We start from the raw sequence: 25,865 nt of genomic DNA on the forward strand, positions 1-25,865 counted from the left end.
CGGATGGATCAACGATCCGACTATCGGAAGGTCACGCAACGTGAGAAACGGGCCCGCCGGCAGGCGGGCCCGTGACTCTCCGGAGCGGGGTGGCGGATGGTGGCGCGTTCAGCCCTCGACGCCCAGGTCCTTCAGGAGTTTTGCCACGTGGCCCGTGGCGCGGACGTTGTACCAGGCGTGTTCCACCGTGCCGGTCTCGTCGACGACGATCGTGGAGCGGATGACGCCGGTGACCGTCTTGCCGTACAGCTTCTTCTCGCCGAAGGCGCCGTACTCCTCCAGGACCTGCTTGGAGGGGTCGCCGACCAGGGTGACCTTCAGGGACTCCTTCTCGCGGAACTTCGCGAGCTTCTCCGGCTTGTCCGGGGAGACGCCGATGACGTCGTAGCCGGCGGTGGCGAGGAGGTCGAGGTTGTCGGTGAAGTCGCAGGCCTGCTTGGTGCAGCCGGGGGTGAGGGCGGCGGGGTAGAAGTAGACGACGGTCTTGCGGCCGCGGTGGTCGGCGAGGGAGACCTCGTTGCCGTCGGCGTCGGGCAGGGTGAAGGCGGGTGCGGTGTCGCCGGGCTTGAGACGCTCGCTCATCGGTGCAGGGCTCCTCTTGCGTGGGTCGGTATCGCAGGCGAGCCTAGCGGCTGACAGACTGTGCCCATCGGACAAGCCTGACGGGCCGCCAGAGGCCCGGGGCGAGGGCGGAGAGCGGAGGCAGCTCGGTGTCGAACAGAACCCCTGCGCAGATCGAGGCGGACATCGTCCGTCGGCGGCAGGCGCTGTCCCTGACGCTCGACGAGCTCGCGATGCGGGTGAGCCCGCAGGCGATCGCGGGTGATGTGCGGGCGCGGGCGCGCAGTGCGGTGGACGAGGCGGCCGGGCGGTTCTTCGAGGCGGCGCACTCGGTGACGTCGGGGGTTCGTTCGCAGCTAGTGGGCAAGGACGGCTCGCCCCGGTTGGAGCGGATCGTGCCGGTGGCGGCGGTGGCGCTGGGTGTGATCGGGCTGCTGGCGGTGGGTTCGCGGCGGCCGCGCAAGGGTCGTCGGCGGGGCTGAGCTGCTGTCGGCCGCTCCGGGGCTCCCCCGCTCGGCGGCCCTCCCCGCTCCGGGTTCTCCCGCTGTCCGCCCCCTGGGAGCGCGCCGGGTGCGGGCGAAGGTACGGTCGTAGGGTGAACGACTCCGCCGACAAGCTGCCCATCCGGATGCTGCACGACCGGGTGCTGGTCCGTGCCGATGCCGGGGAGGGCGAGCGTCGCTCGTCCGGTGGCATCGTGATTCCCGCGACGGCGCAGGTCGGCAAGCGGCTGTCCTGGGCGGGTGTGGTGGCCGTGGGGCAGAGTGTGCGTGCGGTGGAGGTCGGCGACCGGGTGCTCTTCGATCCGGAGGACCGGGGCGAGGTGGAGGTGCGCGGGGTGGCGTACGTGCTGCTGCGGGAGCGGGATCTGCACGCGGTGGCGGCGGAGCGGCTGGAGGGGTCGGCGGACGCCACGGGGTTGTATCTCTGATCTGGGGCCCGGGTCTCTGCGGCCCGGGTGTTTTCGGTTTTTCTTGACGGCGGCTCGCGCTCTTCGCGCGGGCCGTTCGTGTTTCCGGGGCCGGTACCGGAACGCCGGGGCTCAGTCCTGGGCCCGTACCTTCACCCAGACGGCCTCGGAGGGCACTCCTTTGCCGTCGGTGACCGTGAGCATGTACCAGCCGGGTGGGACGAGTGCGGGGTCTGCGGGGACGGTGACCCTGATGCCGTCGGGGGTGCGGCGCACGGTCAGGGCGATGGAGCGTTGTTCGACGTTGGTGACGTGGGTGAAGGAGCCGGGGCGGATGAGGCGGGCGGTGCGGACGTCGGCGGTGGTGCGGTAGGCGGTGCTCCCCCCTGGCGCCAGGGTGCGCGGTGCGGTGTCGCGCAGGCGGGGGCGGGGGGTGCCGGTGTGCAGGTAGGGCGGGGTGTAGAGGTCGATCTGCTGCTGGAAGGCGCCGGGTTGGGTGTTGGCCCGGTCGGCGAAGAGGGAGTCGGAGCCGAAGGTCATGACGCGGCCGTCGGGGAGGAGCAGGGCGCCGGAGTGGTAGTTGCGGCCGACGAGGGGGTCGGCGACGCGGCGGGCGGTGTCGGTGGCGGGGTCGTAGAGCTCGGCGCGGAGGATGTCGCTGGCGCCGCGGCCGCGGTAGTCGCCGGAGCCGTTGGTGGTGAGGACGGTGTCGTCGGGGAGGATGACGCTGGAGGGGTAGCGGGCGGCGGCGTAGAGGTCGGGGCCGTTGCGGAAGCGGGGCTCGGGGTCGTTGAGGTCGACGAGGCGGCGGCGTGCGGTGGCGGTGCTGTTCTCGCCGACTCCGCCGCCGCCGAGGACCATGTAGCGCTGCGACTGGGCGGGCGGCAGCTGGACGGACATGGAGGTTTCCAGTACGTCGGGGTCGCTGATGCCGGGTACGGGGGTGAAGGCGCCTGTGCGCAGGTTCCACAGGCCGGGGGCGCGGCCCTGGTCGGCGGGTCCGTAGCCGGCGTTGGAGCCGGTGTAGAAGACCTGGTCGCGGCCGGTGAGGAAGAGGGCAGGGTAGGTGGGGAAGAAGCGTTCTTTTGTGAGGTAGGTCCACTTCTTCGTGGCGGGGTCGTAGACCTCGTTCTTGCCGGGGACGACCTGGCCGATCTCGTCGAGGCCGGAGACGGACAGGACGCGGCCGTCGTGGAGGGTGGTGAGGGTGGGGTACCAGCGGGCTTCGTTCATGTCGTCGACGGGGAGGTAGCGCTCGGCGACGGGGTCGAACTCGTAGGTGTTCTTGATGCCTTGGAAGTCCTTCTTGTCGAAGGAGAGCTTCTGGGCGATGCCGTAGACGTTGCGGCGGTCGGCGGTGGGGAGGGCGTTGATGCGGTAGTTGTCCTCGGTGCCGGTCTGGTGGCGGCGGCCCCGCTGGAGGGCTTCGACGTAGACGCGGGCGGTAGCGGCCTTGACGGTGGTCGTGCGGGTTTTGCGGTTGGTGGTCTTGGTGGCGCGGGGGACGAGGAGGGGGTCTTTGGATTCGAAGGTCTTGTGGTTGTCGCGGCCGGTGAAGCGGGTGCCGGCGGGGAGGGTGAGGGGTTTGTCGGGGTTCTCGTTGTGGACGACCATGAGGCCGCCGGCTTTTTTGACGTCGCCGCCGAGTTTCTCGTAGCGCTGGGTGCCGCCGGCGACGAGGAGGCGGCCGTCGGCGAGTTGGGTGTGGCCGGAGCAGAAGAGGTCGGCGGGGGTGGGGACGTCGCGGAAGGTGTTCTTGGCCGGGTCCCACAGGACGCTGCGGAAGGTGCGGGCGTCGAACTGGCGGGCGTCGTTGCCGGAGCCGGCGATGAGGAGGACCTTGCCGGTGTGCAGGAGGGCGGCGTGGATGGTGTTGATGCGGTGGCGTTCGGGGACGTCGACGGTGCGCCAGTGGCCGTTGGCGGCTTTGTAGGTGGGGCGGTTGATGTGCCAGTCGTGGTATTCCTCGCCGCCGTAGCGGTAGAAGGCGGGGCCGTTGAAGGCGGTGACGGCGGCGAGGGTGACGGCGCCGACGGTGTAGCGGCGGGTGCGGTGGGTGAGGGTCAGGCGCATGTCGGCTCCTTGTCCGTACGGGTGCGGGTGCGGCGTTCGCGGTGGACGGTCCAGCGCCAGACGACGAGGGGGGTGCTGGTGACGGCGAGGGCGAGGGCGGCCCAGGTGAGCATGGCGGGGTGGTCGTGGCCGAGGGCGAAGGAGCCGGCGAGGGAGGTGGCGAAGACGGCGATGAAGAAGAGGTGGACGCGGAAGGTGCCGAAGAGGGTGTCGGGGCTGGAGGAGTCGCCTTTGGGGGTGACGACGAATCCGCTCTTGCGTCGTAGGACGGCGTCGAGGAGTGAGCGGGCGTAGATGGGGGCGGAGAGGGCGGACATGAGCATGCCTGCGAGGCCGCCGGAGCCCTCCGGTTCGTGGGGGGAGACGTTGTGGCGGCGGTTCCAGAGGTAGAGGCCGACCTGGAGGGCGGTGGCGTTGCCGTAGAGCATGAGCCAGATGACGGGGTCGATGGCGACGCCGGAGGCGCCCAGGCCGAGGAAGAGGGCGCAACTGAGGGCGGCGAGGATCCAGTTGAGGGCGGACATGGGGTAGAAGGCGATCATGAGGGTGTAGTTGAGGAGGCGGCCCGGGGGGAGGGTGAGGGGGGCTTTCCAGAACTGCTTGAGGAGGGTCTCGTAGGTGCCGCGTGACCAGCGCAGTTGCTGGGTGAAGAAGTCGGTCCAGGAGGTGGGGCCCTCGCCGACGGCGAGGACGTCGGGGGTGTAGACGGAGCGCCACTTGCGGCCGGTTTCGGGGTTGCGGGCGCGGTGCATCTCCAGGCCGGTGGCCATGTCCTCGGTGATGGAGTCGTAGAGGCCGCCGATCTGCTGGAGGGCGGTGATGCGTACGGCGTTGGAGGTGCCGACGAACATGGGGGCGCCGTAGGCGTTTCCGGCGCGCTGGATGAGGGCGTGGAAGAGGAACTGCTGGCTTTCGGCGGCCTTGGTGACGAAGGTGTCGTAGTTGCCGTAGACCTGGGGGCCGATGACGAAGCCGATGTCGGGGTCGCGGAAGTAGCCGAGCATCCGCTCCAGGTAGTTGGGCAGGGGGATGTGGTCGGTGTCGACGGAGGCGAAGAAGTCGTAGTCGCCGCCGTGGGCCTGGAGCCAGGCGTTGTAGTTGCCGTGCTTGGTCCTGGCGCGGTGGGGGCCGGTGGGGCGGTTCCACTCGGGGATGTCCTTGCGGGTGAAGTGGCGTACGCCCAGGCGCCGGCAGACGCGTTTGACGTCGGGGTCGTCGCCTTCGTCGAGGAGCCAGACGTGCAGGAGTCCGCGGTGGCGGATGTCGACGGCGGCCTCAAGGGTGCGGGTGACCATGTCGAGGGGTTCCTTGCCGGGGACGTAGGTGGTGATGAAGGCGACGCGGGTGCCCGGTTCGGGGATGACGGGGACGGGGTCGCGGGCGACGAGGGTGGCGTGGGCGTTGGAGAGGACGTTGATGGTGCGGAAGAGCTCGATGAGGGCGATGGCGGCGAGCATGACCAGGTCGAGTTTGAGCAGGAGGGGGGAGGCGGCGCCGTCGCGGCGGGTCCAGTGCTGGGGCTGGAGGAGCCAGGCGAGGAGGCCGAGGGAGAGGAGGGGGGCGGTGGCGAGGAGCAGGGCGGCGCGCAGGCGGTGGGGTTCGCCGGCGAGGAGGCTGCGGTAGCGGACGCGGTAGGGGCGGTCGGCGGGGGGTTGGGTGAGGGGGCCGGCGAGGCGGCTGTAGTGCTCGTAGTCGTACGGGCCGGGGGCGGCGTCCGTGCTGTCGGTGTCGGGGACGGGGGCGGGGGGCGGCGTGGGGGGTGGGGCGGTTGTGGCGGGGGTGCCGTAGGCGGGGTCGCGGCCGTTGCGCGGGGCGGGGAGGGGGAGGGTCGCGGGTGTGGGGGCCGCGGTGTCGTGGGTGGTTCGGGCGTCGGTCGGCGTCGCGGCCATCGTGTCGTGTCCCCCCGCGCTTCAGGGCGCGCTTGGTCGTTCGGCGGGCCTGGGGCCCGGTTTGCCAGGGCGGGCGTGCCGCTTGCGGGGCCGCTGCCGGGCGCGGGTGTGCTTCCGTGCGCGGGTGGGCGGGGCTTGCGCGACGCGTCGTGGTTACTTTCCGCTTACCGTCCATGTCTTTGTGTGTAGAACGCCACCTATCCACCGGGACGGCGGATGATCCGAACTCGCGTGCACATGCGGGAGGTTGACGCGGGCGGGGGTGGGTGCGGACGTAGGGTGCCGCCCATGACGAGTGTGGAGCGGCTGGCCGAGGACGCGTGGGGGCTGGTGGCCGGGGCCGGGGCGCCCCCGGCGGGGCGGGTGGTGCTGGGGCTGGCGGGGCCTCCGGCGGCGGGGAAGTCGACGCTGGCGGCGGGGCTGGCGGGGGTGCTGGGCGAGCGGGCCGCGTACGTGCCGCTGGACGGCTTCCACCTCTCCAACGCCCAGTTGGAGCGGCTGGGGCTGCGCGGTCGCAAGGGCTCCGAGCCGAGTTTCGACGCCTGGGGCTATGCCGCGCTGCTGCGGCGGCTGGTGGAGTGCCCGCGTGAGGAGGTCTACGTGCCGGACTTCGACCGCGTGCTGGACGAGCCGGTGGCGGCGCGCCATCTGGTCGCGCCGTCCGCGCGGTTGGTCGTCACGGAGGGCAACTACCTGGCGGTGGACCTGCCGGCCTGGCGGGCGGCGCGGGCGCTGATGGCGGAGGTCTGGTACGTGGAGGCGGCCGGCGCGCTGCGGGACGTGCGCCTGATGGAGCGGCACACGGGTTTCGGGCGCGGGCCGGGGGCGTCGCGGGAGTGGATCGACAGCAACGACGCGCCCAACGCGGAGTTGGTGGCGGCCACCCGGGGGCGCTGCGACCGGGTGGTGCGGCTGGCGGTCTGAGCGGGGTGGGCCGGGCGCCCTCCCCGCCCGGATCCTGTCCTACGGGGTCAGTTCGACCGTTCGGCCCTCGGCGGCGGAGAGGCGTGCCGCCTCCAGGACGCGCAGTGTCTCGGCGGCCTGCCGGGCGGTGACGGGCGGCTGGGCGCCGGTGCGCAGGGCGTCGGCGACGGCGGCGTAGTAGGCGGGGTAGTCGCCGGGGAGGGTCGGTACGGGCTCGCCGCCGCCGGTGAGTACGGACTCGCCGGCGCCCAGGCGTCCCCAGGCGCTTTCGGGTTCGACGCCCCAGTCCTCGCCGGGGGTGCCCGGGACGGCGCCCTCGCGCAGGGCGGCCTCCTGGGGGTCGAGTCCGTACGTGACGTATCCGGCGCGGCTGCCCAGGGCCCGCAGGCGGGGGCCGAGTTGGGCGGTGGTGGCGCTGGCCCACAGGTGGGAGCGGACGCCGGAGGCGTGGGTGAGGGCGAGGAAGGCGTCGTCGTCGGTCTGGGCGCCGGGGCGGCGGACGTCGGCCTCGGCGTAGACGCGCACGACGGGGCCGAAGAGGGTGAGGGCCTGGTCGACCAGGTGGCTGCCGAGGTCGTAGAGGAGGCCGCCGACCTCGGCCGGGTCGCCGGACTCCCGCCAGCCGCCCTTGAGTTGGGGGCGCCAGCGTTCGAAGCGGGACTCGAAGCGCTGGACGTCGCCGAGGGCGCCGTCGTCGATGAGGCGCTTGAGGGTGAGGAAGTCGTTGTCCCAGCGGCGGTTGTGGAAGACGGAGAGCATCAGTCCGCGCTCGTCGGCGAGTTCGCGCAGTGCCTCGGCCTCGGCGGCGGTGGCGGCGAGGGGCTTGTCGACGACGACGGGCAGTCCGGCCTTGAGGGCGGCGGTGGCGAGGGGGACGTGGGTGCGGTTGGGGGAGGCGATGACCACCAGGTCCAACTCCTCGGCGCGGGCGAGGAGTTCCTCGGGGGTGTCGAGGACGCGGACGCCGTCGTAGCGCTCCCGGGCCTGCTGCCGGCGTTCGGGGTTGGCGGTCACGACGGTGTCGAGGACGAGGCCGGGGGTGGCGGCGATGAGGGGGGCGTGGAAGACCGAGCCGGCCAGTCCGTAGCCGATGATGCCGACGCGCAGGGGAGGGGGTGCGGGGGTGCCGTTCATGGGCGCACTTAAGCAATGCCGACGCCCGAGTGCAAACCGGAGGAGCGCGGGTGGCGGCGGGTCCGTCGGACAAGCCGCCTATTGCGCCGAACGGGCGGAATCGCTGCTGCGGTCGGCCGACGACGGGTCGTGTCGCGTGCCGCGGGGGGCTCGGGCATGCCAGGGTCTCGACCATGCGCCGCCGGCGTCTTCCTCCTCGGCGGCGGTGCGCTCCGGTGGGTTCTCGGTGTCTGTGTGGGCGCCGTCCAGCCGTTCCCGCCACCAGATAGCCGCGGCTCCCGTGTCCACTCCCCCCGGACGCGGGGGCCGCCGCTTGCGGTCGGCCTTGTGCGGCTCAGGCGGCTCCGGGTCAGACCAGGTCCACCAGGTCGGCGATGGAGTCCACGACCTTCGTCGGCCGGTAGGGGTAGCGGTCGAGGTCCTCCTTCTCCGTGAGTCCGGTGAGGACGAGGAAGGTCTCCATTCCCGCCTCCAGTCCGGCCAGTACGTCGGTGTCCATCCGGTCGCCGATCATCGCGCTGCTCTCCGAGTGCGCGCCGATCACGTTCAGCCCGGTGCGCATCATCAGCGGGTTGGGCTTGCCCACGAAGTAGGGCTCCTTGCCGGTCGCCTTGGTGATGAGCGCCGCGACCGAGCCGGTGGCGGGCAGGACGCCCTCCGGGGAGGGGCCGGTGTTGTCGGGGTTGGTGGCGATGAAGCGGGCGCCGTTGTTGATCAGGCGGATGGCCTTGGTCAGCGCCTCGAAGGAGTAGGTCCGCGTCTCGCCCAGGATGACGAAGTCGGGGTCGGTGTCGGTCATCACGTAGCCGGCGTCGTGCAGGGCGGTGGTCAGGCCGGCCTCGCCGATGACGTAGGCGGTGCCGTTGGGGTGCTGGTTCTGGAGGAACTTCGCGGTGGCCAGCGCCGAGGTCCAGATGTTCTCCACCGGTACGTCCAGGCCGATGCGGTTGAGGCGGGCGTGCAGGTCGCGGGCGGTGTACATGGAGTTGTTGGTGAGGACGAGGAACGGCCGTCCGGACTCGCGGAGCTTCCTGATGAAGGTGTCCGCGCCGGGCACGGGCACGCCCTCGCTCACCAGCACGCCGTCCATGTCGGTGAGCCAGGACTCGATGGGCTTGCGCTCTGTCATCTGGGCGGACTCCTGCCGTACGGGACTGCGGTCGTGGAACGCGCCCATGCTATGCGCGGACCACCGGGGGTGCGGGGGCGCGGGGGCCTGTTCTGAGTTGGCCTGTCAGAGAAGGGGCGGCGCCGGGTGTCCTCCGTACGGGTGAGACGGGCCCCGTTCGGAGCAGGGGGGCGGCGGGGGGGATGCGGTGGGCGGGGGTGCGTTCAGGCTGGGAGGGACGAGCTTTCCTTCGGAGGTCGTATGCGCCGGGCCCGGATATCCCTGATCACCGCCTGTGCGGCGGCCGTCGTCGCGGCGTGCGCCTCGTGCGGGGGCAACGCCTACGCGCAGGGGGAGGTGATCGTCTCCCCGGCGCAGGCGCGGCCGGGGACGGAGGTGGAGATCCGCACCTCCGGCTGCAAGGGCGACTGGGCCACCGCCCGCTCAGAGGCGTTCGTCACCGAGGCGCAGCTCTCCCCCTCCCCCGACGGCTACGCCCTGTGGGGGCAGACGCGGGTCAGCTCCAGCGCCCAGCCGCGCCCGTACGACGTGCGGGTGCGCTGCGACGACGGTACGCAGCTCAAGGGCCGCTTCACCGTCTCCCCCGGCCAGCCTCCGCCGCCCCAGCCCCAGCCGGGCCAGTGGCAGCCGCGGCCCTGGCGGCCGGTGCACGCCGGCGGTGGCGGCACCGCCCCGAAGGCCGAGCGGGCCGCGAGCCCAGCGGAGCGGGAGGTCGGCGCGCTGGCCGCTGTCCGAGGTCAAGCAGTCGGGTACGCCGATGAGTTCGCCCTCGGTGCCGGGGCCGCGACCCTGGTGGGATTCGCCGGCCGGCGGGTGCTGGTGCGGCGCCGCGGCGGGCGTGGCGGGGTGTGAGCGCGGGGGTGGGCTGGTCGGGGCGGCGTACCAAGGTCCTGGTGTGGGCGGTGCTGCTGGCCTGCCTGTGGCTGTGGGGCCGCACCCACGGCCCGGCGGTGGCCGGCGCACAGGGCGCGGTGAGCCGGGTCCGTACGCTCCAGGGCCCCGCGCCCAAGGCGGCCGCGCCGCTGCGGGGCTCCGATCCGGTCTCGTTGTACGTGCCCGGCGCCGGGGTGGAGGCGCCGGTGATCGAGCGGGGGCTGGACGGGGCGGGGGCGGTGGAGGCGCCGCCGTTCGCCAGCCCGCAGGAGGTGGGCTGGTACCGGGGCGGGGCGCGGCCGGGGGCGGCGGGGGTGGCGACCTTCGTGGGGCACCTCGACACGGGCAGCAGCGCGGCGGTCTTCTACCGCCTGGCGGAGGTGCGGCCGGGGCAGCGGCTGCGCGTGGTGCGGGCGGACGGCTCGACGGCGGAGTTCACGGTGGACCGGGTGGAGACGGTGGAGCGCAGGCACTTCGACGCCGAGCGGGTCTACGGGCCGCATGTGAAGGGGCGGGCGGAGGTGCGGCTGATCACCTGCGGGGGGCGCTACCTGCCGGAGGAGAAGTCCTACACGGCCAACCTGGTCGTCTCGGGCTATCTCACCGCGAGCCGCTGAGCTGGGCCGTACCGGATCTGCCCGCCCGGTCGGCGCGGACGGTGAACTCCCGGTCCAGCCGGGTCAGTCGCAGCACCCGCAGTACCCGGGGCGAGTCGCAGACGAGGGTGACGTCGCCGCCCCGGCCGCGGGCGCGGCGCCGGGCGCGTACCAGCAGGGACAGCCCGCCGCAGTCGGCGAAGGTGACGCGGCGCAGGTCGAGGACCAGCCCGGGCGGCCCGTCGGCGCCGGGGGCGGTGAGGGTGTCCAGCTCGGGGCGCAGGCGGCCGGCGGCGAAGGCGTCGAGCTCGCCGCCGAGGACGACGAGGGTGTACGCCTCGTGTACCTGGGTGCGCAGGGTGGGGAACGGGTCGGATGTGGTCATGGTGCGGACCCCGGAAGGTGTGGAGCGACTGGTCTGGGACCGGTCTGGGTCTGTGTGTCGACGGATTCCGGGCCGACCACACCGAGCGTAGATCGGCCCTCTCCCCACCGGGCGGTGTTTTCCCGAATTGCTTGACACGCATCCGTGAAGTGCGCTAGTCGATTCGATCTCGCGGAGTGGGCGGGGTGGTGGCGGGGATCGCTCCGACGTGGCGGGGAACTGGGCCGGATGCACTCGCGGGGCCATTGCGGGCAGGGCGGCTGTGCCACCATATGGGAGACCTTTTCCGCCTGTCCGAAGGGGAATGATGTACGGCGTTCTCGCCGGTCGTACGGCTCTTGCCGCCGTGTCCGCCGCGATGGTCCTCACGATGGCGGGCGGCTGCTCGCAGGAGGATCCGCAGTCCTCCCCCACGGAGCGCGAGGGGGCGGGGCAGAGTCAGAAGCACCGGCGGTCGACCGGGGTGTACTGGGTCAACCCGGACGGCAGCGCAGCCCGCCAGGAGCGGGCGTTCCGCTCGGCCGGGCAGGCGCGCGAGGCCAAGCTCATCGCCCGGATCGCCGACCGCCCGGCCGCCGAGTGGCTGGGCACGGACAACGCCCGCGGCGAGGCACGGGGCTTCACCCAGGCGGCGGCCAGGGAGGGCAAGACGGCGCTGCTGGTGCTCTACAACCTCCCCCACCGCGACTGCGGCCAGTACTCGCGCGGCGGGGCGGCCGACGGCGACGCGTACCGCGCCTGGCTGGACGGGGTGCTGGAGGGCATCGGGAAGCGCTCGGCGACGGTGGTGGTGGAGCCGGACGCGCTGCCGCACCTGCTGCAGCAGGGCTGCACACCGGCGGAGTTCCACGAGGAGCGGTACGCGCTTTTGAAGGAGGCCGTGGTGCGGCTGAAGGAACTCCCCCGGACGAAGGTTTATCTGGACGCCGGGAACCCGGGTTTCGGGCCGGATCCGGGGGCGCTGGTGGCGGGATTGCGCCGGGCCGGGATCGAGCAGGCCGACGGCTTTTCAGTGAATGTCTCGAATTTCTATACGACAGCCGCCAGCAGGGAATACGGGATCCGGCTTTCCGGTCTGCTGGGCGGCAGTCCGCACTTCGTCATCGACACCAGCAGGAACGGCAACGGGCCGTGGCGGGGAAGCGGGGACGGCGGGGACGACGAGACCTGGTGCAATCCGCCGGGCCGGGCGCTGGGTGAGGCGCCGACGGTGGAGACGGGCGAGGAACTGGTCGACGCCTATCTGTGGATCAAGCGCCCCGGCGAGTCGGACGGCACCTGCAAGGGCGGCCCGCAGGCCGGCCGCTGGTGGCCGCAGTACGCCCTGCAGCTGGCCGGGAACGCGGGCTGAGGCGGGCGCCCGTACAGCCCGTACGCGGACGGGAAGGACCCCCGCTCTCCGGCAAGGAGGGAGCGGGGGTCCTGGTCTGTGCGGGCGGCGGCCCGGCGACTACGCCGGCGGGGCCGCGCCGGGCAGGACCGCGCCGGGCTGCGGGGCGGCGGGCGCGGGCTGCGGGACGGCGGGGGCCGCTGGCACCGGGGGCGGGGCGATCGGAGCCGGCGGGGCGGGGGGCGGCGGGGGTGCGGGGAGGCGGCCCTTGGCGCCGGCCCGCAGGTCGAACTCCTCGGGCTCCGCGTCCCCCAGCGCCCGCGCGGTGTAGTCGGCCCAGATCTGCGCCGGCACCCCGCTGCCGGAGATGCGGTCCTCGCCCAGTGCCCCGTGCAGCGACTTCTGCTCGCCGGTCTGCGAGTCCTGGCCCATCACGGCCACCACGGTGGCCAGTCGGGTGGTGTAGCCGGCGAAGAGGGCCGAGCGGTTGTGCTCGCCGGTGCCGGTCTTCCCGGCCGCCGGGTGGCCCGCCTCCTGGGCCGCCCCGCCCGAGCCGTTGTCCACCACGCTCTCCAGGATCGCGGTGGTGGCGTCGGCGGCGACCCGGCTGACGGCCTGGACGTCCGCGGCGACGGGGAGGCGGTAGTCGTGGCCGTTCTTGGTCATCTTCTCGACCATGGTCAGCGCGGGGCGGCGGCCGTGGTTGGCGAGGGTGGCGTACGCCTGCGCCATGTCCAGCACGCTCGCGGTCGCCGAGCCCAGCGCGATGGCCGGATGCGGCAGCATCTCCGGGGTGGTGGGGGGCAGTCCCAGGTTCACCGCCGTGTCGAAGACCCGGCGCGGGCCGACGTCCTGCGCCATCTGCGCGTAGACCGAGTTGACGGACTCGTCGGTGGCGGCGGCGACGCTGAGGCGGCCGTAGTCCTCGTCGTCCTGGTTCTCCGGCGCGTAGCCGACCTTCCTGCCGCCCTTGGCGACCACCTGGCGCCTGCTCTTCCCGTCGTAGACCGTGCGCGGGGTGATCGGCGCGCCCTTGACGGTGCGGGCGTCGTGCTGGACGGCGGCGGTGAAGACGAAGGGCTTGAAGGTGGAGCCGACCTGGTAGTCGCGGCGGGTGGCGTTGTTGACGAACTGCTGGACGTAGTCGCGCCCGCCGTACATCGCCACCACCTCGCCGGTGCGCACGTCGACGGACGCGCCGCCCGCCCGTACGAAGCGGTCGACGGGGTTGTCGTCACTGAGGCGCGACATCAGCCGGTCGTCCACCGCCTCGACGAACGCCTGCTGGCGCGCGGGCTGGATCGTGGTGGTGATCCGGAAGCCGCCGGCGGCGAGGGTCTGCTCGTCGATGATGCGGTGCTCGGTGAGGTACGACTTGATCGCCTCGACCAGGTAGCCGCGCTGGCCGGAGAGGCTCTCGCGGGGGCGGGCCTGCTGGGGCTGGGGGAAGCGCAAGGCGGCGCGCTGCTCGGCGGTCAGCCAGCGCTTCTTCTCCATCCCGTCCAGCACGTAGTTCCAACGGCCCACCGCGGCATGGCGGTTCTGCGGGTTGAGGGTGACGTCCAGGGTGTGCGGGGCGTTGAGGAGGGCCGCGAGGTAGGCGCCCTCGGAGACGTTCAGCTCGGTGACGTCCTTGTCGAAGTACGCCTTCGCGGCGGCCTGGACGCCGTAGGCGTTGCGGCCGAAGTAGCTGGTGTTGAGGTAGCCCTCAAGGATGTCGTCCTTGGTGACCTCGCGGTCCAGCTTGATCGCGATGAAGAACTCCTTGAGCTTGCGGGAGATCGTCTGCCCCTGGTCGAGGTAGTAGTTCTTCACGTACTGCTGGGTGATCGTCGAGCCGGACTGGGTGCCCTTGCCGGAGGCGGTGTTCCAGCCGGCGCGCACCATGGCCAGGGGGTTGACCGCGGAGTCGGTGTAGAAGTTGCGGTCCTCGGCGGCGAGCACGGCCAGTCGTACGGCCTCGGGGACGCGCTCGATGCCGACGCTCTCGCGGTCGATCTCGCCGTCGCGGGCCAGCGGGGTGCCGTCGGCGTAGAGGAAGAGGTTGCTCTGGGCGACGGCGGCGCGGTTGGGCTGGGGCATGTCGACGGACATGTACCCGACGGCGAAGGCGCCGGAGCCCAGGGCGAGGGCGATCAGCGAGGTGCCCACGGTGGGGCGCCAGCCGGGCAGCAGCCGCAGGCGGCGCCTGCGGCGGCCGGCGGGGGGGCTCCCGTCGGCGGCTGCCTCGGGAGCCCCGTCGGCAGGCGCGCCGTCGGCGCTCTGCGGGGTTTCCTCGGTGATCAGGGGCGTCTCGGTCTGAGTCATTTGGCTTCACATCCGATAAGTCCGATATGCGCCACTGTGACATCGAGGGTCGGTTTTACCGCGCAGGGCGCGCCCGGCGGCACCCCTTCGCGGGAGGGCCGCCCGGACGGCCCTCCCGTACCACCTCCGGAAAAAAAGGGGGTGTCAGCCCGCCAGGATCACGAGCCGCTGCGTCGCCCTGGTCATCGCGACGTAGCGGTCGACCGCGCCCGCGACGCCCTCGCCGAAGGAGTCCGGCTCGACGAGGACGACGAGGTCGAACTCCAGGCCCTTGGCCAGCTGCGGGGTCAGGAAGCGCACCCGGGAGGCCGTCGGGCGGGCGTCCTCCCCGGTGGGGCCGGCGCCGATGACGCAGGCGGTGCCCTCCGGGTGCTCGGCGAGCCAGGCGTCCAGGACCGCGTCGCGCTCGGCGACCGCCCCGTACGCGACCGGGATGCCGCCGGCGCGGATGGAGACGGGCACGTTGGCGTCGGGCAGCGCGGCGCGGATGACCGGCTCGGCCTGCGCCATCACCTCTTCCGGGGTGCGGTAGTTGACGCTCAGGGAGGCCAGTTCGATCCGGTCGAAACCCGCCCGCCGCAGGCGCTCGCGCCACGGTTCGGTGAAGCCGTGGCGGGCCTGGGCGCGGTCCCCGACGATGGTGAAGCTCCGCGAGGGGCAGCGCTGGAGCAGCATCTGCCATTCGGCGTCGGTCAGTTCCTGCGCCTCGTCCACGACGATGTGCGCGAACGGACCGGCGAGCAGGTCGCGGTCGGCGGTGGGCAGCGCGTCCTCGTCGACGAGGGCGCCCTGCAGGTCCTGGCCGCGCAGCATCGTCACCGCGCCCTCGCCGTCGGCGTCGGCCGCGACCATGTGGTCGATGACCTCGGCCATCCGGGCGCGCTCGGCGGCGACGGCGGCCCGGTGGCGCCGGCGGCGCACGGACGCCTGCGCGTCGCCCAGGCGCCGGCGGGCCGCGTCCAGGATCGGCAGGTCGGACACCGTCCACGCCTGGGGTTCGGCGCGCCGCAGCCTGCGTACCTCCTCGGCGTCGAGCCAGGGGGCGCACAGCCGCAGGTAGGCGGGGACCGTCCACAGGTCGCCGACCAGCTCGCCCGCGTCCAGCATCGGCCAGGCGCGCTCCAGGGTGCCCACCAGCTCCCGGTTGCGCCGCAGCGACCTGCCGAACAGCTCGGGCGTGAGGTCCTCCTCCCCCTCGTCGCCGTGGCGCTCCCACAGGATCGCGACCAGTTCCTCCCAGATCTGCTCGCGCGCCTCGTTGTGCGGGGTGCCCGGCTCGACCGCCGCGAAGGCCTCGGCCCAGTCCGCGGCCCGCAGCGGCACGTTGGACCAGTGCGTCTCGACCGTCATGCCCTCGGTGGGCGGCTCCTCGTAGATCCCGACAGCCTTCTCGACCGCCTTCACCATGCCCGCGGAGGACTTCAGCCGGGCGGTCTGCGGGTCGCTCTCGACCGGCGCCGCGGCGCCCTCGGGGAGCAGGTCGCGCAGGGTGCAGGTCTGGACGCCCTCCTCGCCCAGGCTGGGCAGCACGTCCTCGACGTACGACAGGTAGGGCTGGTGGGGGCCGACGAAGAGCACGCCGCCCCGGCTGCGCTCGCGTCCGCTGCCGCCCAGGCGCGGGTCGGCGTAGAGCAGATGGGCCGTACGGTGCAGGGCCACGACGGTCTTGCCCGTGCCGGGGCCGCCGTCTACGACCAGCGCCCCGCGCGAGCCCGCGCGGATGATGGCGTCCTGGTCGGCCTGGATGGTGCCCAGCACGTCGCGCATCCGGGCCGAGCGGTGGGTGGCGAGGCTCGCGACGAAGGCCGACTGGTCGTCGAGCGCGGCGTGCCCCGCCAGGCCCTCGGAGGTGAACACCTCGTCCCAGTAGTCGCTGATGCGGCCGCCGGTCCAGCGGTAGCGGCGGCGGCTCGCCAGGCCCATCGGGCGGGCGTGGGTGGCCGCGAAGAACGGCTCGGCGGCGGGCGAGCGCCAGTCGGTCAGCAGCCGGCGGCCCGCGCTGTCGGTGAGGCCGAGGCGGCCGATGTAGAGGGGCTCTGCGCTGTCGGGGCCGTCGGGGCTGTCAGGGCCTTCTGCCGCGACGATGCGGCCGAGGCACAGGTCGAGGCCGAAGCGGCGCAGGGTACGCAGGCGGGCGCTCAGCCGGTGGACCTCCCGGTCGCGGTCCATGGCCTCCCGGCCCGCGCCGCCGGGTGCCCGCAGTGCGTCCTCCAGGCGGGCGGAGACCTCCGCGATCGTCTCCTCCAGCGTGCGCGCGAGGGCGGCGAAGTGGCGCTCGTCGGCGGCGGTCAGCGCGGGGTCGGCCTTGGGCGAGCGGGCGGGGAGGTCGAAGGCGCCCGCGGTCGGGGCGGCGGGGGCGGCGAGGGGGGAGGCGGGGGTCAAGGCATCAGCTCCGGTTTCGGATGGGTGCTGCGAATGGGCGCTGCGGATGGGTGCCGCGGCTGGGTGCTGCGGCTGGGTGCTGCGGCCGGTTGTCGGCGGCTGCCGAGGTCAGGCGGTGATTGTGCAGCAGAAAGGGGGCCTTGCCGCAAGGCCCCCTGTGCGCTATACGTTAGGAGTGGCGGGGAGTGTGGGTCCCCCTCGCCCGATCCTCCCGCTCCGGGCGCCGGCCCTTCCGGGCGCGCCGTACCCCTTGCCCTTACAGCCCTTACAGCCCTTACAACGCAGCCTGCGTGGTCCCCCGCAGCTGCGCCGGGTCGATCAGCCGGGCCATCGCCTCGTAGCCCTCGTCCGTCAGGTGCAGGTGGTCGCCGCAGTCGTACGCCGTGCGCAGCCGCTCCGGGTGGTGGGGGTCGCGCACCATCGCGTCGAAGTCGACGACCGCGTCGAAGACGCCGCCCGCCCGGATTTGCCGGTTGACCTGGGTGCGTACCCGCTCCAGCGCCGGCGACCAGCGCGGATGGCCGGCGAAGGGCATCAGCGTGGCGCCGGTGACGCGCAGACCGCGGGCGTGCGCCGCCTGCGTGAGCTGCCGCAGGGCTGCGGTGATGCGGCCCGGGCTCGTCTCGTGCGGGGTCTTGAGGATGTCGTTGATGCCCAGCTCCACCACGACCGCCCGGACGCCCGTACGGGACAGGACGTCGCGCTCGAAGCGGGCCGGGGCGCGCTCGCCGGAGGCCGGGGAGGTGCCGCCGTCGCGGAGCAGGCGGTTGCCGCTGATGCCCAGGTTGAGCACGCCGTAGCGGGGGGCGCCGGGCTCGGTGCGCAGGCGGCGGGCGAGGAAGTCCGTCCAGCGGTGGTTGGCGTCCGGGGTGGAGCTGGAGCCGTCGGTGAGGGAGTCGCCGATCACGGCGACGGCGCCCTGGGCGCCGGTGCTCCAGACATCGACCGCGGTGAGGTGGCGCCAGTGCGTGACCTGCCGGGTGTACGCGGCGCCGTCCTCGGCGGCGGTGTGCTGGCCGTGCGCCGCGTAGCTGGTCTGGCGGGCCTGCGGGTGGTAGGTGACGGGGCCCGCGGACAGCGGCGAGTAGGTCGTGACGAGGAGGTCCGCGTCGGCCGGTACGGCCAGGGGCGCGGCGTCGCTGACGACCGCCTGCCCGGCGGGGACCGTGACCTGGCCGAGCCGGGCGAAGGTGAGCCGGCGCATGGTCCCGGGCACCGCGCTCGCGCCGCCGCCGGGCAGCGCCACGGCCACGGAGGCGTGCGTGACGGTCAGGGGGGAGGTGCCGAAGAGGTTGGAGAGCTGGATGCGTACGCGGGTGCCGCCGACGGAGGTGTGCACCACGTTGCGCAGGGACTGCCCCGGCAGGCCGTGCGCCGTGCCGGGCTCGCCGGTGACGGGGGCGGTGGCCCAGGTGCCGGTCCAGGCGCCGGTTATGGCGCGGGCCAGCGGTTCGCGGGGGGCCGGGGGCAGGGCGCGCGGGCTCTCGCCGCGGTCGGCCAGCCCGTACACCGCGGCGCAGGCCGTGAGCAGCAGGGCGGCGCAGAGCGCGAGCACGGCGTATCCCGCTCTTCTCGTCACGTGCTCGATTCTCCTGGTGATGGGTTTGCGCCGTGTTAAACGACTGGTCATGTTATCTCCGTGGGCATGCTGTGCGCACAACGCCCCCATGGGACGGGGCCCTTGTGGGTGGCCGTTCGCGCGTTAGTCCGACCGGGGGATGGGACGGCGGGAACTGTCCGTTCGTTCTGGTGGGTGGAAGGAAACGGCAGGCGGTGCGCGCACGGACGAATGAGGGTGCATGGAACGGACACAACCGGCGGGCGAGGCCCCGGGCGGCTTCGAGTACACGCCCTCCGACGAGGCCAAGCGCCTGGGCGTACGGCGGATGAAACTGGTCGCCACCGGGCTGCTGCTCTTCGCGGCGACCGTGTTCTGCCTGGCCACCTGGGCCGAGGAGAGCGGTGCGGGCGCCTGGGCCGGCTACGTGGCGGCGGCGGCCGAGGCCGGGATGGTCGGCGGGCTGGCCGACTGGTTCGCCGTCACCGCGCTCTTCCGCCGCCCGCTGGGGCTGCCCATCCCGCACACGGCGATCATCCCGACGAAGAAGGACCAGCTGGGCCGGAGCCTGGGCGACTTCGTGGGCGAGAACTTCCTCTCCGAGCCGGTGGTCCGCTCCCGGATCGCCAAGCTGGACCTCGCCCGCCGGCTGGGCGGCTGGCTCGCCGAGCCCGCCAACGCCGACCGCGTCACCTCCGAGGCCGCCACCGCCCTGCGCGGCGCGCTGACGGTGCTGCGCGACTCGGATGTGCAGGCCGTCGTCGGCGAGGCGATCAACCGCCGCGCCGCCACCATGGAGATCGCCCCCGGCGCGGGCAAGCTGCTGGAGCAGGTCGTCGCGGACGGCGGCCACCGCCGGGTGGTGGACCTGGTCTGCGAGCGCGCCGAGAGCTACCTGCGGCGCAACGGCGACTCGGTGATGGAGGCCGTCGCCGGCGGCGCCCCGGGCTGGACGCCGCGCTTCGTCGACCGCAGGGTGGGCGAGCGCGTCTACCGCGAGCTGATGCGCTTCGTCACCGAGATGCGCGACTCCCCGCAGCATCCGGCGCGCGGCGCCATCGACCGCTTCCTGCGCGACTTCGCGGGCGACCTGCAGTCCGACACCGCCACCCGGGCCCGGGTGGAGCGGCTCAAGGCGGAGGTCCTCGCCCGCGACGAGGTGCAGGAGTTCATCGCCTCTGCCTGGGGGGCGCTGCGCCGGATGATCGTCGGGGCGGCGCAGGACGAGCACAGCGAGCTGCGGCTGCGCGCCCGCGCGGCGGTCATGTCGCTGGGTCAGCGGATGGCCACCGACGAGCGGCTGCGGGCGAAGGTCGACGGCTGGGTGGAGGACGTGGCCACGTACATCGTCACCACCTACCGGGCGGAGATCACCTCCCTGATCACGGACACGGTGGCCGGCTGGGACGCGGACATGACCTCGCGGAAGATCGAGGCGAACATCGGGCGCGACCTGCAGTTCATCCGGATCAACGGCACGGTGGTGGGCTCGCTGGCGGGGCTGGCGATCTACAGCGTGTACCACGCGGTGACGGGGGGGTAGCCGCGCCGCGGCGGGGGCGGCGGGGATCGGGGACCTCGGCCCGTACCGCTCGGGCGGGTGGGCGCGTTACGATCCGGTGAGGACCCGGCTTCGGCGCCGGGCCGGCCGTGAAAGGAGGACCGCCCCCGTGCATCCGCGTACGAAAGCCGTGGTGCGCCTCCTCGTCGGCGCGGTCCTGGCCCTGCTGGGCGAGGCGATGTACGACGAGGCCGGACTGGCCGCCGCCTTCACGGGCGTCGCCGCCTCCGCCGCCCTCATGCTGCTCGGCGCGGCCTTCCCGCACCACGCCGTGGCCCGGACGGTCACACCGGCCGGGGTCCGCACCGCCATCCGCGAGCGGGCCCGGCGCACCGCCTTCCTGCCGCAGCGCGACCCCGACGCCGCCGGCCGGGCCCGCCCCAGGGCGCCCGGACACGTCCTTCCGACGGCCGCGTAACGCCGCGCCGGAGCCCCGCTCCCGGCGCCCCCTCCCCCGCGCCCCGCCCCGGTCCGCGCCCTCGTGCGCCCCGGGCCGCCCGCGCGCCGCGCGGCTCGTCACACCGCATCCCCGATCGGTACGACGAACCCGGAAGGCATCCCAGCGATGTTCGACGCCCTCAGCTCCGTCCTGTCCGCGCTCGCGGACGTCCTCGACCCCCTCTTCGGCGGCGCCGCCACGGCCGCGGCGGTGATCGTCTTCACCCTCTGCGTGCGCCTCGCCCTCCACCCGCTCGCCCGCGCCACCGCGCGCGGCCACAAGACCCGTGAGGCGCTCTCCCCGCAGCTGGCCGAGCTGCAGCGCAAGCACAGGAAGAACCCGGAGAAGCTGCAGAAGGCGACCATGGAGCTGTACCGCGAGAGCGGCTCCTCCCCGCTGGCCGGCTGCGGGCCGATGCTGCTGCAGCTGCCGGTGTTCATGGTGATGTACCGCCTCTTCTCCGGCCACGACCACGAGCTGCTCGACCACACCCTGCTGGGCGCCCCGCTGGGCGGGCGCTGGTCGGACGCGCTGGCCGACGGGGGCGTGTTCGGGCCGCACGGGCTGGTGTACCTGGGCCTCTTCGCGGTCGTGGCGGCCGGCGCCACCTGGTCCTTCCTGCACAGCCGCAGGCTGGCCGCCGCCGCGGCGGCCAGGCGCGAGGCCGCGGGGGTGGCGGGGAACGCGGCCGAGCAGCTGCCGGGGATGGCCGGGATGGCGCGCTGGATGCCGCTGCTGTCCTTCGGCACGCTGCTGTCGGCGGCGGTCGTCCCGCTGGCCGCGGCGCTCTACCTCGCCACGACGACGCTGTGGTCGGTCGCCGAGCGCACGCTGCTGCACCGCACGATCAGCACGGCGCCGGCTCCGGCGAAGGCCGCAGCCTCCGTCCCCGCCCCGGCCAAGGCCACGACGGCCGCCCCGGCAAAGGCAGGGGCCAAGGCCCGCACGAAGGCCACGACCCCCGCCCCGGCCGAGGCACGGGCCGAGGCACGGACAAAGGCCACGGCCCCCGCCGCCAAGGCCGGGACGAGGGCGCGTACGGCAGCGGGCCGGGGGAACGCCGCGCGTGCGGCATCCCCCCGGCCCGCGAAGAAGGGTCGGGCGTAGGCTCAGGCGTCCGGCGCCCCCGCGTCCAGCAGTTCGCGCAGTTGCGGGACCATCGCCTGCAGGGCCCTGCCCCGGTGGCTGATCGCGTTCTTCTGCGCGGCGGGCAGCTCCGCGAGGGTGCGGTCGAGTCCCACCGGCTCGAAGACCGGGTCGTACCCGAAGCCGCCGTCGCCGACGGGCTCGAAGCGCAGGGTGCCCGACAGCCGCCCCTCGGCCACGCGCTCGCGCCCGTCGGGCAGTACCAGCGCCGCCGCGCAGGCGAAGTGCGCCGCGCGGTGCTCGGCGGCCATGTCGGCGAGCTGCGCGAGCAGCAGCTCCACGTTCGCCCGGTCGCCCCTGCCGCCCGACCAGCGGGCGGAGAAGATGCCGGGCGCCCCGCCGAGGAGGTCCACGCACAGGCCGGAGTCGTCGGCGAGCGCGGGCAGACCGGTGGCCTTCGCCAGCGCGTGCGCCTTGAGCAGGGCGTTGGCGGCGAAGGTGGTGCCGTTCTCCACGACGTCCGGGACCTCGGGGAAGGCGTCCGCGCCGATCAGGTCCACCTCCAGGCCGGCGTCGGCGAGGATCTCGCGCAGCTCGACGACCTTGTGGGCGTTACGGGTCGCCAGGACCAGCTTGGCGGCCGTCACGAGGCGCACACCTTCGACACCTCGCCCGCCGCGCCGGTGACCGGGGCGATGTCGGGGATGCTGCCGTCCTCGGCGGAGGTGCGGGCGTTCTCGACGGCCTGCTGGAGGTCGTCGACGGCCTTGGTGAGGTCGGCGTTGTCCGTCTTCTTCTGGTAGTCGTCCAGGTCGGTCTCGATCGCGTTGAGGGCGTCGACCACGCCCTGCGGGCTCTCCCCGGCGCCGGCGACGGCGTCCTGCAGGTCCTGTACGTCCTGGGCGACGTCGGCGGCGAGCTGGGCGCAGTCCAGCGCCTTGTCGACGGCTCCGCAGCCGGTCAGGCCGGCGGCGAGCGCGGCGGTGGCGGCGGCCACGGCGACGGTTATGGCGAGGGGGCGACGCTTCATCACAGTTCTCCCAGGGCTTCACGCTGCAGCAGGTCCAGCTCGGCGCAGCCCTCGACCGCGAGGTCGAGCAGTGCGTCGAGTTCGGTACGGGCGAAGGGCTCGCCCTCCGCGGTGCCCTGCACCTCGACGAAGCGGCCGTCGCCGGTGCACACCACGTTCATGTCGGTCTCGGCCCGCACGTCCTCCTCGTAGCAGAGGTCGAGCAGCGGCACGCCGCCCACGATGCCGACGCTGACGGCGGAGACCGTCCCGGTCAGCGGCTGGGCCTTGCCGCGGACCAGCTTGTTCTCGCGGGCCCAGCCGAGCGCGTCGGCGAGGGCGACGTAGGCCCCGGTGATGGCGGCGGTGCGGGTGCCGCCGTCGGCCTGCAGGACGTCGCAGTCCAGGACGACCGTGTTCTCGCCGAGCGCCTTGAAGTCGATGACGGCGCGCAGGGAGCGGCCGATCAGCCGGGAGATCTCGTGGGTCCGCCCGCCGATCTTCCCGCGGACGGACTCGCGGTCGCCGCGGGTGTTGGTGGCGCGCGGCAGCATCGCGTACTCGGCGGTGATCCAGCCCTCGCCGCTGCCCCGGCGCCAGCGCGGGACGCCCTCGGTGACGCTGGCGGTGCACAGCACCCTGGTGTCGCCGAAGGACACCAGGACGGAGCCCTCCGCGTGCTTGCTCCAGTCGCGCTGCAGGGTCACCGGGCGGAGCCGGTCGGGCGTACGCCCGTCGATACGGGACGCGGTGGGCTCCCCCGGAGCGGCCGAGGGGGTGCCAATGGTTCCAGACATGGCCCCGACCCTATCGGGCGGACGCACAGGCGCGGCGGCCCTCCGGCCGGTCGGGTCGGAGGGCCGCCGCAGGGCCCGGGGAGGGGGTCGGCGGGAGGGCCGGTCAGAGCATGTCCTCGATCTCCGAGGCGATGGGGTCGGCGTCGGTGCCGATGACGACCTGCACGGCCGTGCCCATCTTGACCACGCCGTGGGCGCCGGCGGCCTTCAGCGCGGCCTCGTCGACCAGTCCCGCGTCCTCCACCTCGGTGCGCAGCCGGGTGATGCAGCCCTCCACCTCGACGATGTTCGCGAGCCCGCCGAGGCCGGCGACGATCTTCTCAGCCTTGCTGGCCATGTCCACACTCCGCATCTCTTCGGCGGCCCGTCGAAAGCGCTGCCCTCAACCGGCCATTGGTCTACGCCAGTATGCGCCACTCCCGAGGCCGCGTCCGCTCGGGACGGCTCAGCAAAACGGGACGTACACGTACGTATCGCATAGCTTCGAAGGCCAGGGGATTGTCCCCCGCCGGAACCTGCATGCTACAACTGGTCTACACCTCTCACAGGTGTAGACCACATCGCCCGCAACCCGGGCACCCCCACTCGGACGACGGCGTCCCCCTGGAGGAATCGATGTCCACGGCGTCTCCCACAGCCGCAGACAAGAAGGGCCGCGGCGCGGGCGCCATGGCCGTCGCCCAGCGCATCGGCCGCAGCCTGATGCTGCCCATCGCGGTCCTGCCGGCCGCCGCGCTGCTGGTGCGGCTCGGCGCCCAGGACCTGCTGGGCGACCCCGCGCTGCCGGACTGGATCAACAAGATCGCCACCTGGATGGCGGCCGGCGGCGGCGCGCTGCTGGAGAACATGCCGCTGCTCTTCGCGGTGGGCATCGCCATCGGCTTCGCCAGGAAGTCCGACGGCTCCACGGGCCTCGCGGCCGTGGTGGGCTACCTGGTCTTCGCCAAGGTGCTCGCCACCTTCACCGACCCCAGCGTCGACCCGGTCGAGACGGTCGTCGACGGGAAGATCGAGGTGGTCGACGCCCCGGTCAACGCCGGCGTGCTGGGCGGTGTGGTGATGGGCCTGGTGGTGGCGCTGCTCTACCAGCGCTACCACCGCAAGAGGCTGCCCGACTGGCTCGGCTTCTTCGGCGGGCGCCGCCTGGTGCCGATCCTCTCCGCCTTCGCCGGCCTGTTCATCGCCATCGCCTTCGGGTACGTCTGGCCGTGGCTCGGCGCGGGCATCCACAACTTCGGCGAGTGGCTGGTCGGTTCGGGCGCGGTGGGCGCGGGCCTCTTCGGCGTCTTCAACCGCGCGCTGATCCCGGTCGGCATGCACCACCTGCTCAACTCCTTCCCCTGGTTCCAGGCCGGCTCCTTCACCAAGCCCGACGGCACCGTGGTGCACGGCGACATCGCGCGCTTCCTGGCCGGGGACCCCACGGCGGGGCAGTTCATGACCGGCTTCTTCCCGATCATGATGTTCGCGCTGCCGGCGGCCTGCCTGGCGATGTACTCCACCGCCCGGCCGGAGCGCCGCAAGGTCGTCGGCGGCATGATGTTCTCCATCGCGCTCACCGCCTTCGTCACCGGTGTGACCGAGCCGATCGAGTTCACCTTCATGTTCATCGCCCCGGTGCTGTACGCGATCCACGCGCTGCTCACCGGTGTCTCGATGGCGCTGACCTGGGCGCTGGGGATGCGCGACGGCTTCGGCTTCTCGGCCGGCGCGATCGACTTCGTCCTGAACCTCGGCATCGCGGAGAAGCCCTGGGCGCTGATGCTGGTCGGGCTCGGCTTCGGGGTGCTGTACTACGTGATCTTCCGGTTCGCCATCCTGAGGTTCAACCTCCCCACGCCCGGCCGGGAGTCGGACGAGGAGCTGGCCGCCGAGGACACGGCGCAGTACAAGGCGTGAGGCGCGGCGCGCAGGGCGCAAGGCGGCGGCTCAGACCTCGTACACCGCGCCCACCCGGGCCAGTTCCACCGGTCCGCCGTACGCGGCGCGGGCGTCGCGGAGGTTGGTCTGGGGGTCCGTCCACGGCGGGATGTGGGTGAGGACCAGCCGGCGTACCTGGGCCGCCTCCGCCAGCTCCCCGGCCTGCAGCCCGTTGAGGTGCAGGTCGGGGATGTCCTCCTTGCCGTGGGTGAAGGCGGCCTCGCAGAGCAGCAGATCGGCGTCCTTGCTGAGCTGGGTGAGCGCCGCGCACGGGCCCGAGTCGCCGGAGTAGACCAGGGTGCGCCCGCCGTACTCGATCCGGAAGGCGAAGGACTCGATCGGGTGGGCCACCCGGTCGGCGCGGACGGTGAAGGGGCCCGCCTCGAAGCGGCCCGGCTCCAGGGTGCGGAAGTCGAAGACCTCCGCCATCGAGTGGCGGGAGGGCGTCGAGGCGTGCGCGTCGGTGAGGCGCTGCTCGGTGCCGGCCGGGCCGTGGACGGGCAGCGGTGCGGGGCGGCCGCCGTCGTGGCGGTAGTAACGGGCCACGAAGTAGGCGCACATGTCGATGCAGTGGTCCGCGTGCAGATGGCTGAGGACGATCGCGTCGAGGTCGTACAGCCCGCAGTGCTTCTGCAGCTCCCCCAGCGCCCCGTTGCCCATGTCGAGCAGCAGCGCGTAGCCCTCGGCCTCGACGAGGTAGCTGGAGCAGGGCGAGTCGGCGGACGGGAAGGAGCCGGAGCAGCCTACGACGGTGAGCTTCATGTGCGGCAGGAACCTCCGGCGGTCAGGGGATGCCCCTCGGCGCCATGGCGGCGGCTGGGCTGTCCCCTTGGGGGAAGGGTGCGACGACGGCGATCGGCCCGTTGAGCCTAAGGCTCGCGGCGGCGCCCGGGACCCGGCGTCACCCCATGTGTGCGCGGAATCACCAGGACGCGGGGGCGCCGGTGGGCGCCGGGCGCGCCCGCCGGCCGCCGGGCGGCGGCCGGGGCGCGGACCTACGAT

At 73.3% G+C, this 25,865-nt stretch carries 24 protein-coding genes; 10 read left to right on the forward strand and 14 right to left on the reverse strand.

The genetic code is table 11. The annotated features are described in order from the left end of the window. Positions 1–108 precede the first annotated feature (108 nt). Positions 109–582 carry a thioredoxin-dependent thiol peroxidase gene (gene bcp / locus ACFQLX_RS09830; protein ID WP_386413819.1) on the reverse strand — a complete coding sequence of 158 codons (474 nt, stop codon included), beginning with the start codon at positions 580–582 and terminating at the stop codon, positions 109–111. A gap of 128 nt (positions 583–710) precedes the next feature. Between bcp and ACFQLX_RS09835 the strand changes: the two genes are divergently transcribed. Together ACFQLX_RS09835 and ACFQLX_RS09840 are read left to right on the forward strand one after the other, a co-directional pair. Next, on the forward strand, positions 711–1,043 hold the full coding sequence (locus tag ACFQLX_RS09835; RefSeq protein WP_386413820.1) for a DUF3618 domain-containing protein: 333 nt from the start codon (positions 711–713) through the stop codon (positions 1,041–1,043). 146 nt (positions 1,044–1,189) lie between these two features. Next, the gene (locus ACFQLX_RS09840) at positions 1,190–1,492 is read left to right on the forward strand and encodes a GroES family chaperonin (RefSeq protein ID WP_386413933.1); all 303 of its coding nucleotides are present in this window, start codon (positions 1,190–1,192) and stop codon (positions 1,490–1,492) included. Between the two features lie 111 nt (positions 1,493–1,603). Here ACFQLX_RS09840 and glxA read toward each other — a convergent pair whose 3' ends face one another. Next, on the reverse strand, positions 1,604–3,544 hold the full coding sequence (gene glxA, locus ACFQLX_RS09845) for a radical copper oxidase GlxA (RefSeq protein WP_386413822.1): 1,941 nt from the start codon (positions 3,542–3,544) through the stop codon (positions 1,604–1,606). Beyond that, the gene (locus ACFQLX_RS09850; RefSeq protein WP_386413823.1) at positions 3,535–5,433 is read right to left on the reverse strand and encodes a glycosyltransferase family 2 protein; all 1,899 of its coding nucleotides are present in this window, start codon (positions 5,431–5,433) and stop codon (positions 3,535–3,537) included. The genes glxA and ACFQLX_RS09850 overlap by 10 nt, the downstream gene beginning before the upstream one ends. 288 nt (positions 5,434–5,721) lie before the next feature. Between ACFQLX_RS09850 and ACFQLX_RS09855 the strand changes: the two genes are divergently transcribed. Beyond that, on the forward strand, positions 5,722–6,357 hold the full coding sequence (locus ACFQLX_RS09855; RefSeq protein WP_386413825.1) for a nucleoside/nucleotide kinase family protein: 636 nt from the start codon (positions 5,722–5,724) through the stop codon (positions 6,355–6,357). Positions 6,358–6,396: 39 nt separating this feature from the next. On the opposite strand, the gene ACFQLX_RS09860 is transcribed toward ACFQLX_RS09855, so the two are convergent. Next, positions 6,397–7,491 carry a Gfo/Idh/MocA family oxidoreductase gene (locus ACFQLX_RS09860; protein ID WP_386413826.1) on the reverse strand — a complete coding sequence of 365 codons (1,095 nt, stop codon included), beginning with the start codon at positions 7,489–7,491 and terminating at the stop codon, positions 6,397–6,399. Positions 7,492–7,840: 349 nt separating this feature from the next. Continuing rightward, the gene (locus ACFQLX_RS09865; protein ID WP_386413827.1) at positions 7,841–8,620 is read right to left on the reverse strand and encodes an HAD-IIA family hydrolase; all 780 of its coding nucleotides are present in this window, start codon (positions 8,618–8,620) and stop codon (positions 7,841–7,843) included. 240 nt (positions 8,621–8,860) lie between these two features. On the opposite strand from ACFQLX_RS09865, the gene ACFQLX_RS09870 reads away from it, so the two are divergent. After that, complete coding sequence (locus ACFQLX_RS09870; protein WP_386413828.1) at positions 8,861–9,472, forward strand: hypothetical protein; 612 nt, start codon at positions 8,861–8,863, stop codon at positions 9,470–9,472. Next, positions 9,469–10,110, forward strand: a complete 642-nt coding sequence (locus ACFQLX_RS09875; RefSeq protein WP_386413829.1) for a class F sortase — start codon at positions 9,469–9,471, stop codon at positions 10,108–10,110. Before ACFQLX_RS09870 ends, ACFQLX_RS09875 begins: the two co-directional genes overlap by 4 nt. On the opposite strand, the gene ACFQLX_RS09880 is transcribed toward ACFQLX_RS09875, so the two are convergent. Beyond that, positions 10,094–10,474 carry an STAS domain-containing protein gene (locus tag ACFQLX_RS09880; protein WP_386413830.1) on the reverse strand — a complete coding sequence of 127 codons (381 nt, stop codon included), beginning with the start codon at positions 10,472–10,474 and terminating at the stop codon, positions 10,094–10,096. The genes ACFQLX_RS09875 and ACFQLX_RS09880 overlap by 17 nt on opposite strands. A 307-nt stretch (positions 10,475–10,781) precedes the next feature. On the opposite strand from ACFQLX_RS09880, the gene ACFQLX_RS09885 reads away from it, so the two are divergent. Beyond that, complete coding sequence (locus ACFQLX_RS09885) at positions 10,782–11,825, forward strand: glycoside hydrolase family 6 protein (protein WP_386413935.1); 1,044 nt, start codon at positions 10,782–10,784, stop codon at positions 11,823–11,825. 99 nt (positions 11,826–11,924) lie between these two features. Here ACFQLX_RS09885 and ACFQLX_RS09890 read toward each other — a convergent pair whose 3' ends face one another. The 3 genes from ACFQLX_RS09890 to ACFQLX_RS09900 all read right to left on the reverse strand — a co-directional run bounded on the left by ACFQLX_RS09890 (position 11,925) and on the right by ACFQLX_RS09900 (position 18,072). Beyond that, on the reverse strand, positions 11,925–14,111 hold the full coding sequence (locus ACFQLX_RS09890; protein WP_386413831.1) for a transglycosylase domain-containing protein: 2,187 nt from the start codon (positions 14,109–14,111) through the stop codon (positions 11,925–11,927). A 144-nt stretch (positions 14,112–14,255) separates the two neighbouring features. After that, complete coding sequence (gene helR / locus ACFQLX_RS09895) at positions 14,256–16,493, reverse strand: RNA polymerase recycling motor ATPase HelR (RefSeq protein ID WP_386413832.1); 2,238 nt, start codon at positions 16,491–16,493, stop codon at positions 14,256–14,258. A 274-nt stretch (positions 16,494–16,767) separates the two neighbouring features. Then, positions 16,768–18,072 (reverse strand): SGNH/GDSL hydrolase family protein, encoded by a 1,305-nt coding sequence (locus ACFQLX_RS09900; protein ID WP_386413833.1) that lies wholly within the window; start codon positions 18,070–18,072, stop codon positions 16,768–16,770. 220 nt (positions 18,073–18,292) lie between these two features. Here ACFQLX_RS09900 and ACFQLX_RS09905 point away from each other — a divergent pair, with 220 nt between their 5' ends. The 3 genes from ACFQLX_RS09905 (at position 18,293) to ACFQLX_RS09915 (ending at position 21,158) form a co-directional block, all read left to right on the forward strand. Then, the gene (locus ACFQLX_RS09905; RefSeq protein ID WP_386413834.1) at positions 18,293–19,594 is read left to right on the forward strand and encodes a DUF445 domain-containing protein; all 1,302 of its coding nucleotides are present in this window, start codon (positions 18,293–18,295) and stop codon (positions 19,592–19,594) included. Between the two features lie 127 nt (positions 19,595–19,721). Next, complete coding sequence (locus tag ACFQLX_RS09910) at positions 19,722–20,030, forward strand: DUF6412 domain-containing protein (RefSeq protein WP_386413836.1); 309 nt, start codon at positions 19,722–19,724, stop codon at positions 20,028–20,030. Positions 20,031–20,177: 147 nt separating this feature from the next. Continuing rightward, the gene (locus ACFQLX_RS09915; RefSeq protein WP_386413837.1) at positions 20,178–21,158 is read left to right on the forward strand and encodes a YidC/Oxa1 family membrane protein insertase; all 981 of its coding nucleotides are present in this window, start codon (positions 20,178–20,180) and stop codon (positions 21,156–21,158) included. 2 nt (positions 21,159–21,160) lie between these two features. Here ACFQLX_RS09915 and rdgB read toward each other — a convergent pair whose 3' ends face one another. The 4 genes from rdgB to ACFQLX_RS09935 form a co-directional block, all read right to left on the reverse strand. Continuing rightward, complete coding sequence (gene rdgB, locus ACFQLX_RS09920) at positions 21,161–21,784, reverse strand: RdgB/HAM1 family non-canonical purine NTP pyrophosphatase (RefSeq protein ID WP_386413838.1); 624 nt, start codon at positions 21,782–21,784, stop codon at positions 21,161–21,163. Further along, the gene (locus tag ACFQLX_RS09925; RefSeq protein ID WP_386413839.1) at positions 21,781–22,167 is read right to left on the reverse strand and encodes a hypothetical protein; all 387 of its coding nucleotides are present in this window, start codon (positions 22,165–22,167) and stop codon (positions 21,781–21,783) included. Before ACFQLX_RS09925 ends, rdgB begins: the two co-directional genes overlap by 4 nt. Next, positions 22,167–22,943 carry a ribonuclease PH gene (gene rph, locus ACFQLX_RS09930; protein WP_386413840.1) on the reverse strand — a complete coding sequence of 259 codons (777 nt, stop codon included), beginning with the start codon at positions 22,941–22,943 and terminating at the stop codon, positions 22,167–22,169. Before rph ends, ACFQLX_RS09925 begins: the two co-directional genes overlap by 1 nt. Before the next feature lie 103 nt (positions 22,944–23,046). Then, a complete protein-coding gene (locus ACFQLX_RS09935) occupies positions 23,047–23,295 on the reverse strand; it encodes a PTS sugar transporter subunit IIB (RefSeq protein ID WP_386413842.1) in 249 nt (82 codons plus the stop codon). Positions 23,296–23,558: 263 nt separating this feature from the next. Between ACFQLX_RS09935 and ACFQLX_RS09940 the strand changes: the two genes are divergently transcribed. Then, positions 23,559–24,842 carry a PTS transporter subunit EIIC gene (locus ACFQLX_RS09940; protein WP_386413843.1) on the forward strand — a complete coding sequence of 428 codons (1,284 nt, stop codon included), beginning with the start codon at positions 23,559–23,561 and terminating at the stop codon, positions 24,840–24,842. A gap of 30 nt (positions 24,843–24,872) precedes the next feature. On the opposite strand, the gene ACFQLX_RS09945 is transcribed toward ACFQLX_RS09940, so the two are convergent. Further along, complete coding sequence (locus tag ACFQLX_RS09945; RefSeq protein ID WP_386413844.1) at positions 24,873–25,625, reverse strand: MBL fold metallo-hydrolase; 753 nt, start codon at positions 25,623–25,625, stop codon at positions 24,873–24,875. Between the last annotated feature and the right edge of the window lie 240 nt (positions 25,626–25,865).

Origin of the sequence: Streptomyces polyrhachis (genome assembly GCF_042663125.1) — a bacterium.
GTDB lineage: Bacteria > Actinomycetota > Actinomycetes > Streptomycetales > Streptomycetaceae > Streptomyces > Streptomyces polyrhachii.

Excerpts from the sequence above, each read along its gene's own strand:
- bcp (WP_386413819.1), bottom strand. The coding sequence starts at position 582 with ATGAGCGAGCGTCTCAAGCCCGGCGACACCGCACCCGCCTTCACCCTG.
- ACFQLX_RS09840 (WP_386413933.1), top strand. The coding sequence starts at position 1,190 with ATGCTGCACGACCGGGTGCTGGTCCGTGCCGATGCCGGGGAGGGCGAG.
- glxA (WP_386413822.1), bottom strand. The coding sequence starts at position 3,544 with ATGCGCCTGACCCTCACCCACCGCACCCGCCGCTACACCGTCGGCGCC.
- ACFQLX_RS09850 (WP_386413823.1), bottom strand. The coding sequence starts at position 5,433 with ATGGCCGCGACGCCGACCGACGCCCGAACCACCCACGACACCGCGGCC.
- ACFQLX_RS09855 (WP_386413825.1), top strand. The coding sequence starts at position 5,722 with ATGACGAGTGTGGAGCGGCTGGCCGAGGACGCGTGGGGGCTGGTGGCC.
- ACFQLX_RS09860 (WP_386413826.1), bottom strand. The coding sequence starts at position 7,491 with ATGAACGGCACCCCCGCACCCCCTCCCCTGCGCGTCGGCATCATCGGC.
- ACFQLX_RS09865 (WP_386413827.1), bottom strand. The coding sequence starts at position 8,620 with ATGACAGAGCGCAAGCCCATCGAGTCCTGGCTCACCGACATGGACGGC.
- ACFQLX_RS09870 (WP_386413828.1), top strand. The coding sequence starts at position 8,861 with ATGCGCCGGGCCCGGATATCCCTGATCACCGCCTGTGCGGCGGCCGTC.
- ACFQLX_RS09880 (WP_386413830.1), bottom strand. The coding sequence starts at position 10,474 with ATGACCACATCCGACCCGTTCCCCACCCTGCGCACCCAGGTACACGAG.
- ACFQLX_RS09885 (WP_386413935.1), top strand. The coding sequence starts at position 10,782 with ATGTACGGCGTTCTCGCCGGTCGTACGGCTCTTGCCGCCGTGTCCGCC.
- ACFQLX_RS09890 (WP_386413831.1), bottom strand. The coding sequence starts at position 14,111 with ATGACTCAGACCGAGACGCCCCTGATCACCGAGGAAACCCCGCAGAGC.
- ACFQLX_RS09905 (WP_386413834.1), top strand. The coding sequence starts at position 18,293 with ATGGAACGGACACAACCGGCGGGCGAGGCCCCGGGCGGCTTCGAGTAC.
- ACFQLX_RS09915 (WP_386413837.1), top strand. The coding sequence starts at position 20,178 with ATGTTCGACGCCCTCAGCTCCGTCCTGTCCGCGCTCGCGGACGTCCTC.
- ACFQLX_RS09925 (WP_386413839.1), bottom strand. The coding sequence starts at position 22,167 with ATGAAGCGTCGCCCCCTCGCCATAACCGTCGCCGTGGCCGCCGCCACC.
- rph (WP_386413840.1), bottom strand. The coding sequence starts at position 22,943 with ATGTCTGGAACCATTGGCACCCCCTCGGCCGCTCCGGGGGAGCCCACC.
- ACFQLX_RS09935 (WP_386413842.1), bottom strand. The coding sequence starts at position 23,295 with ATGCGGAGTGTGGACATGGCCAGCAAGGCTGAGAAGATCGTCGCCGGC.
- ACFQLX_RS09940 (WP_386413843.1), top strand. The coding sequence starts at position 23,559 with ATGTCCACGGCGTCTCCCACAGCCGCAGACAAGAAGGGCCGCGGCGCG.
- ACFQLX_RS09945 (WP_386413844.1), bottom strand. The coding sequence starts at position 25,625 with ATGAAGCTCACCGTCGTAGGCTGCTCCGGCTCCTTCCCGTCCGCCGAC.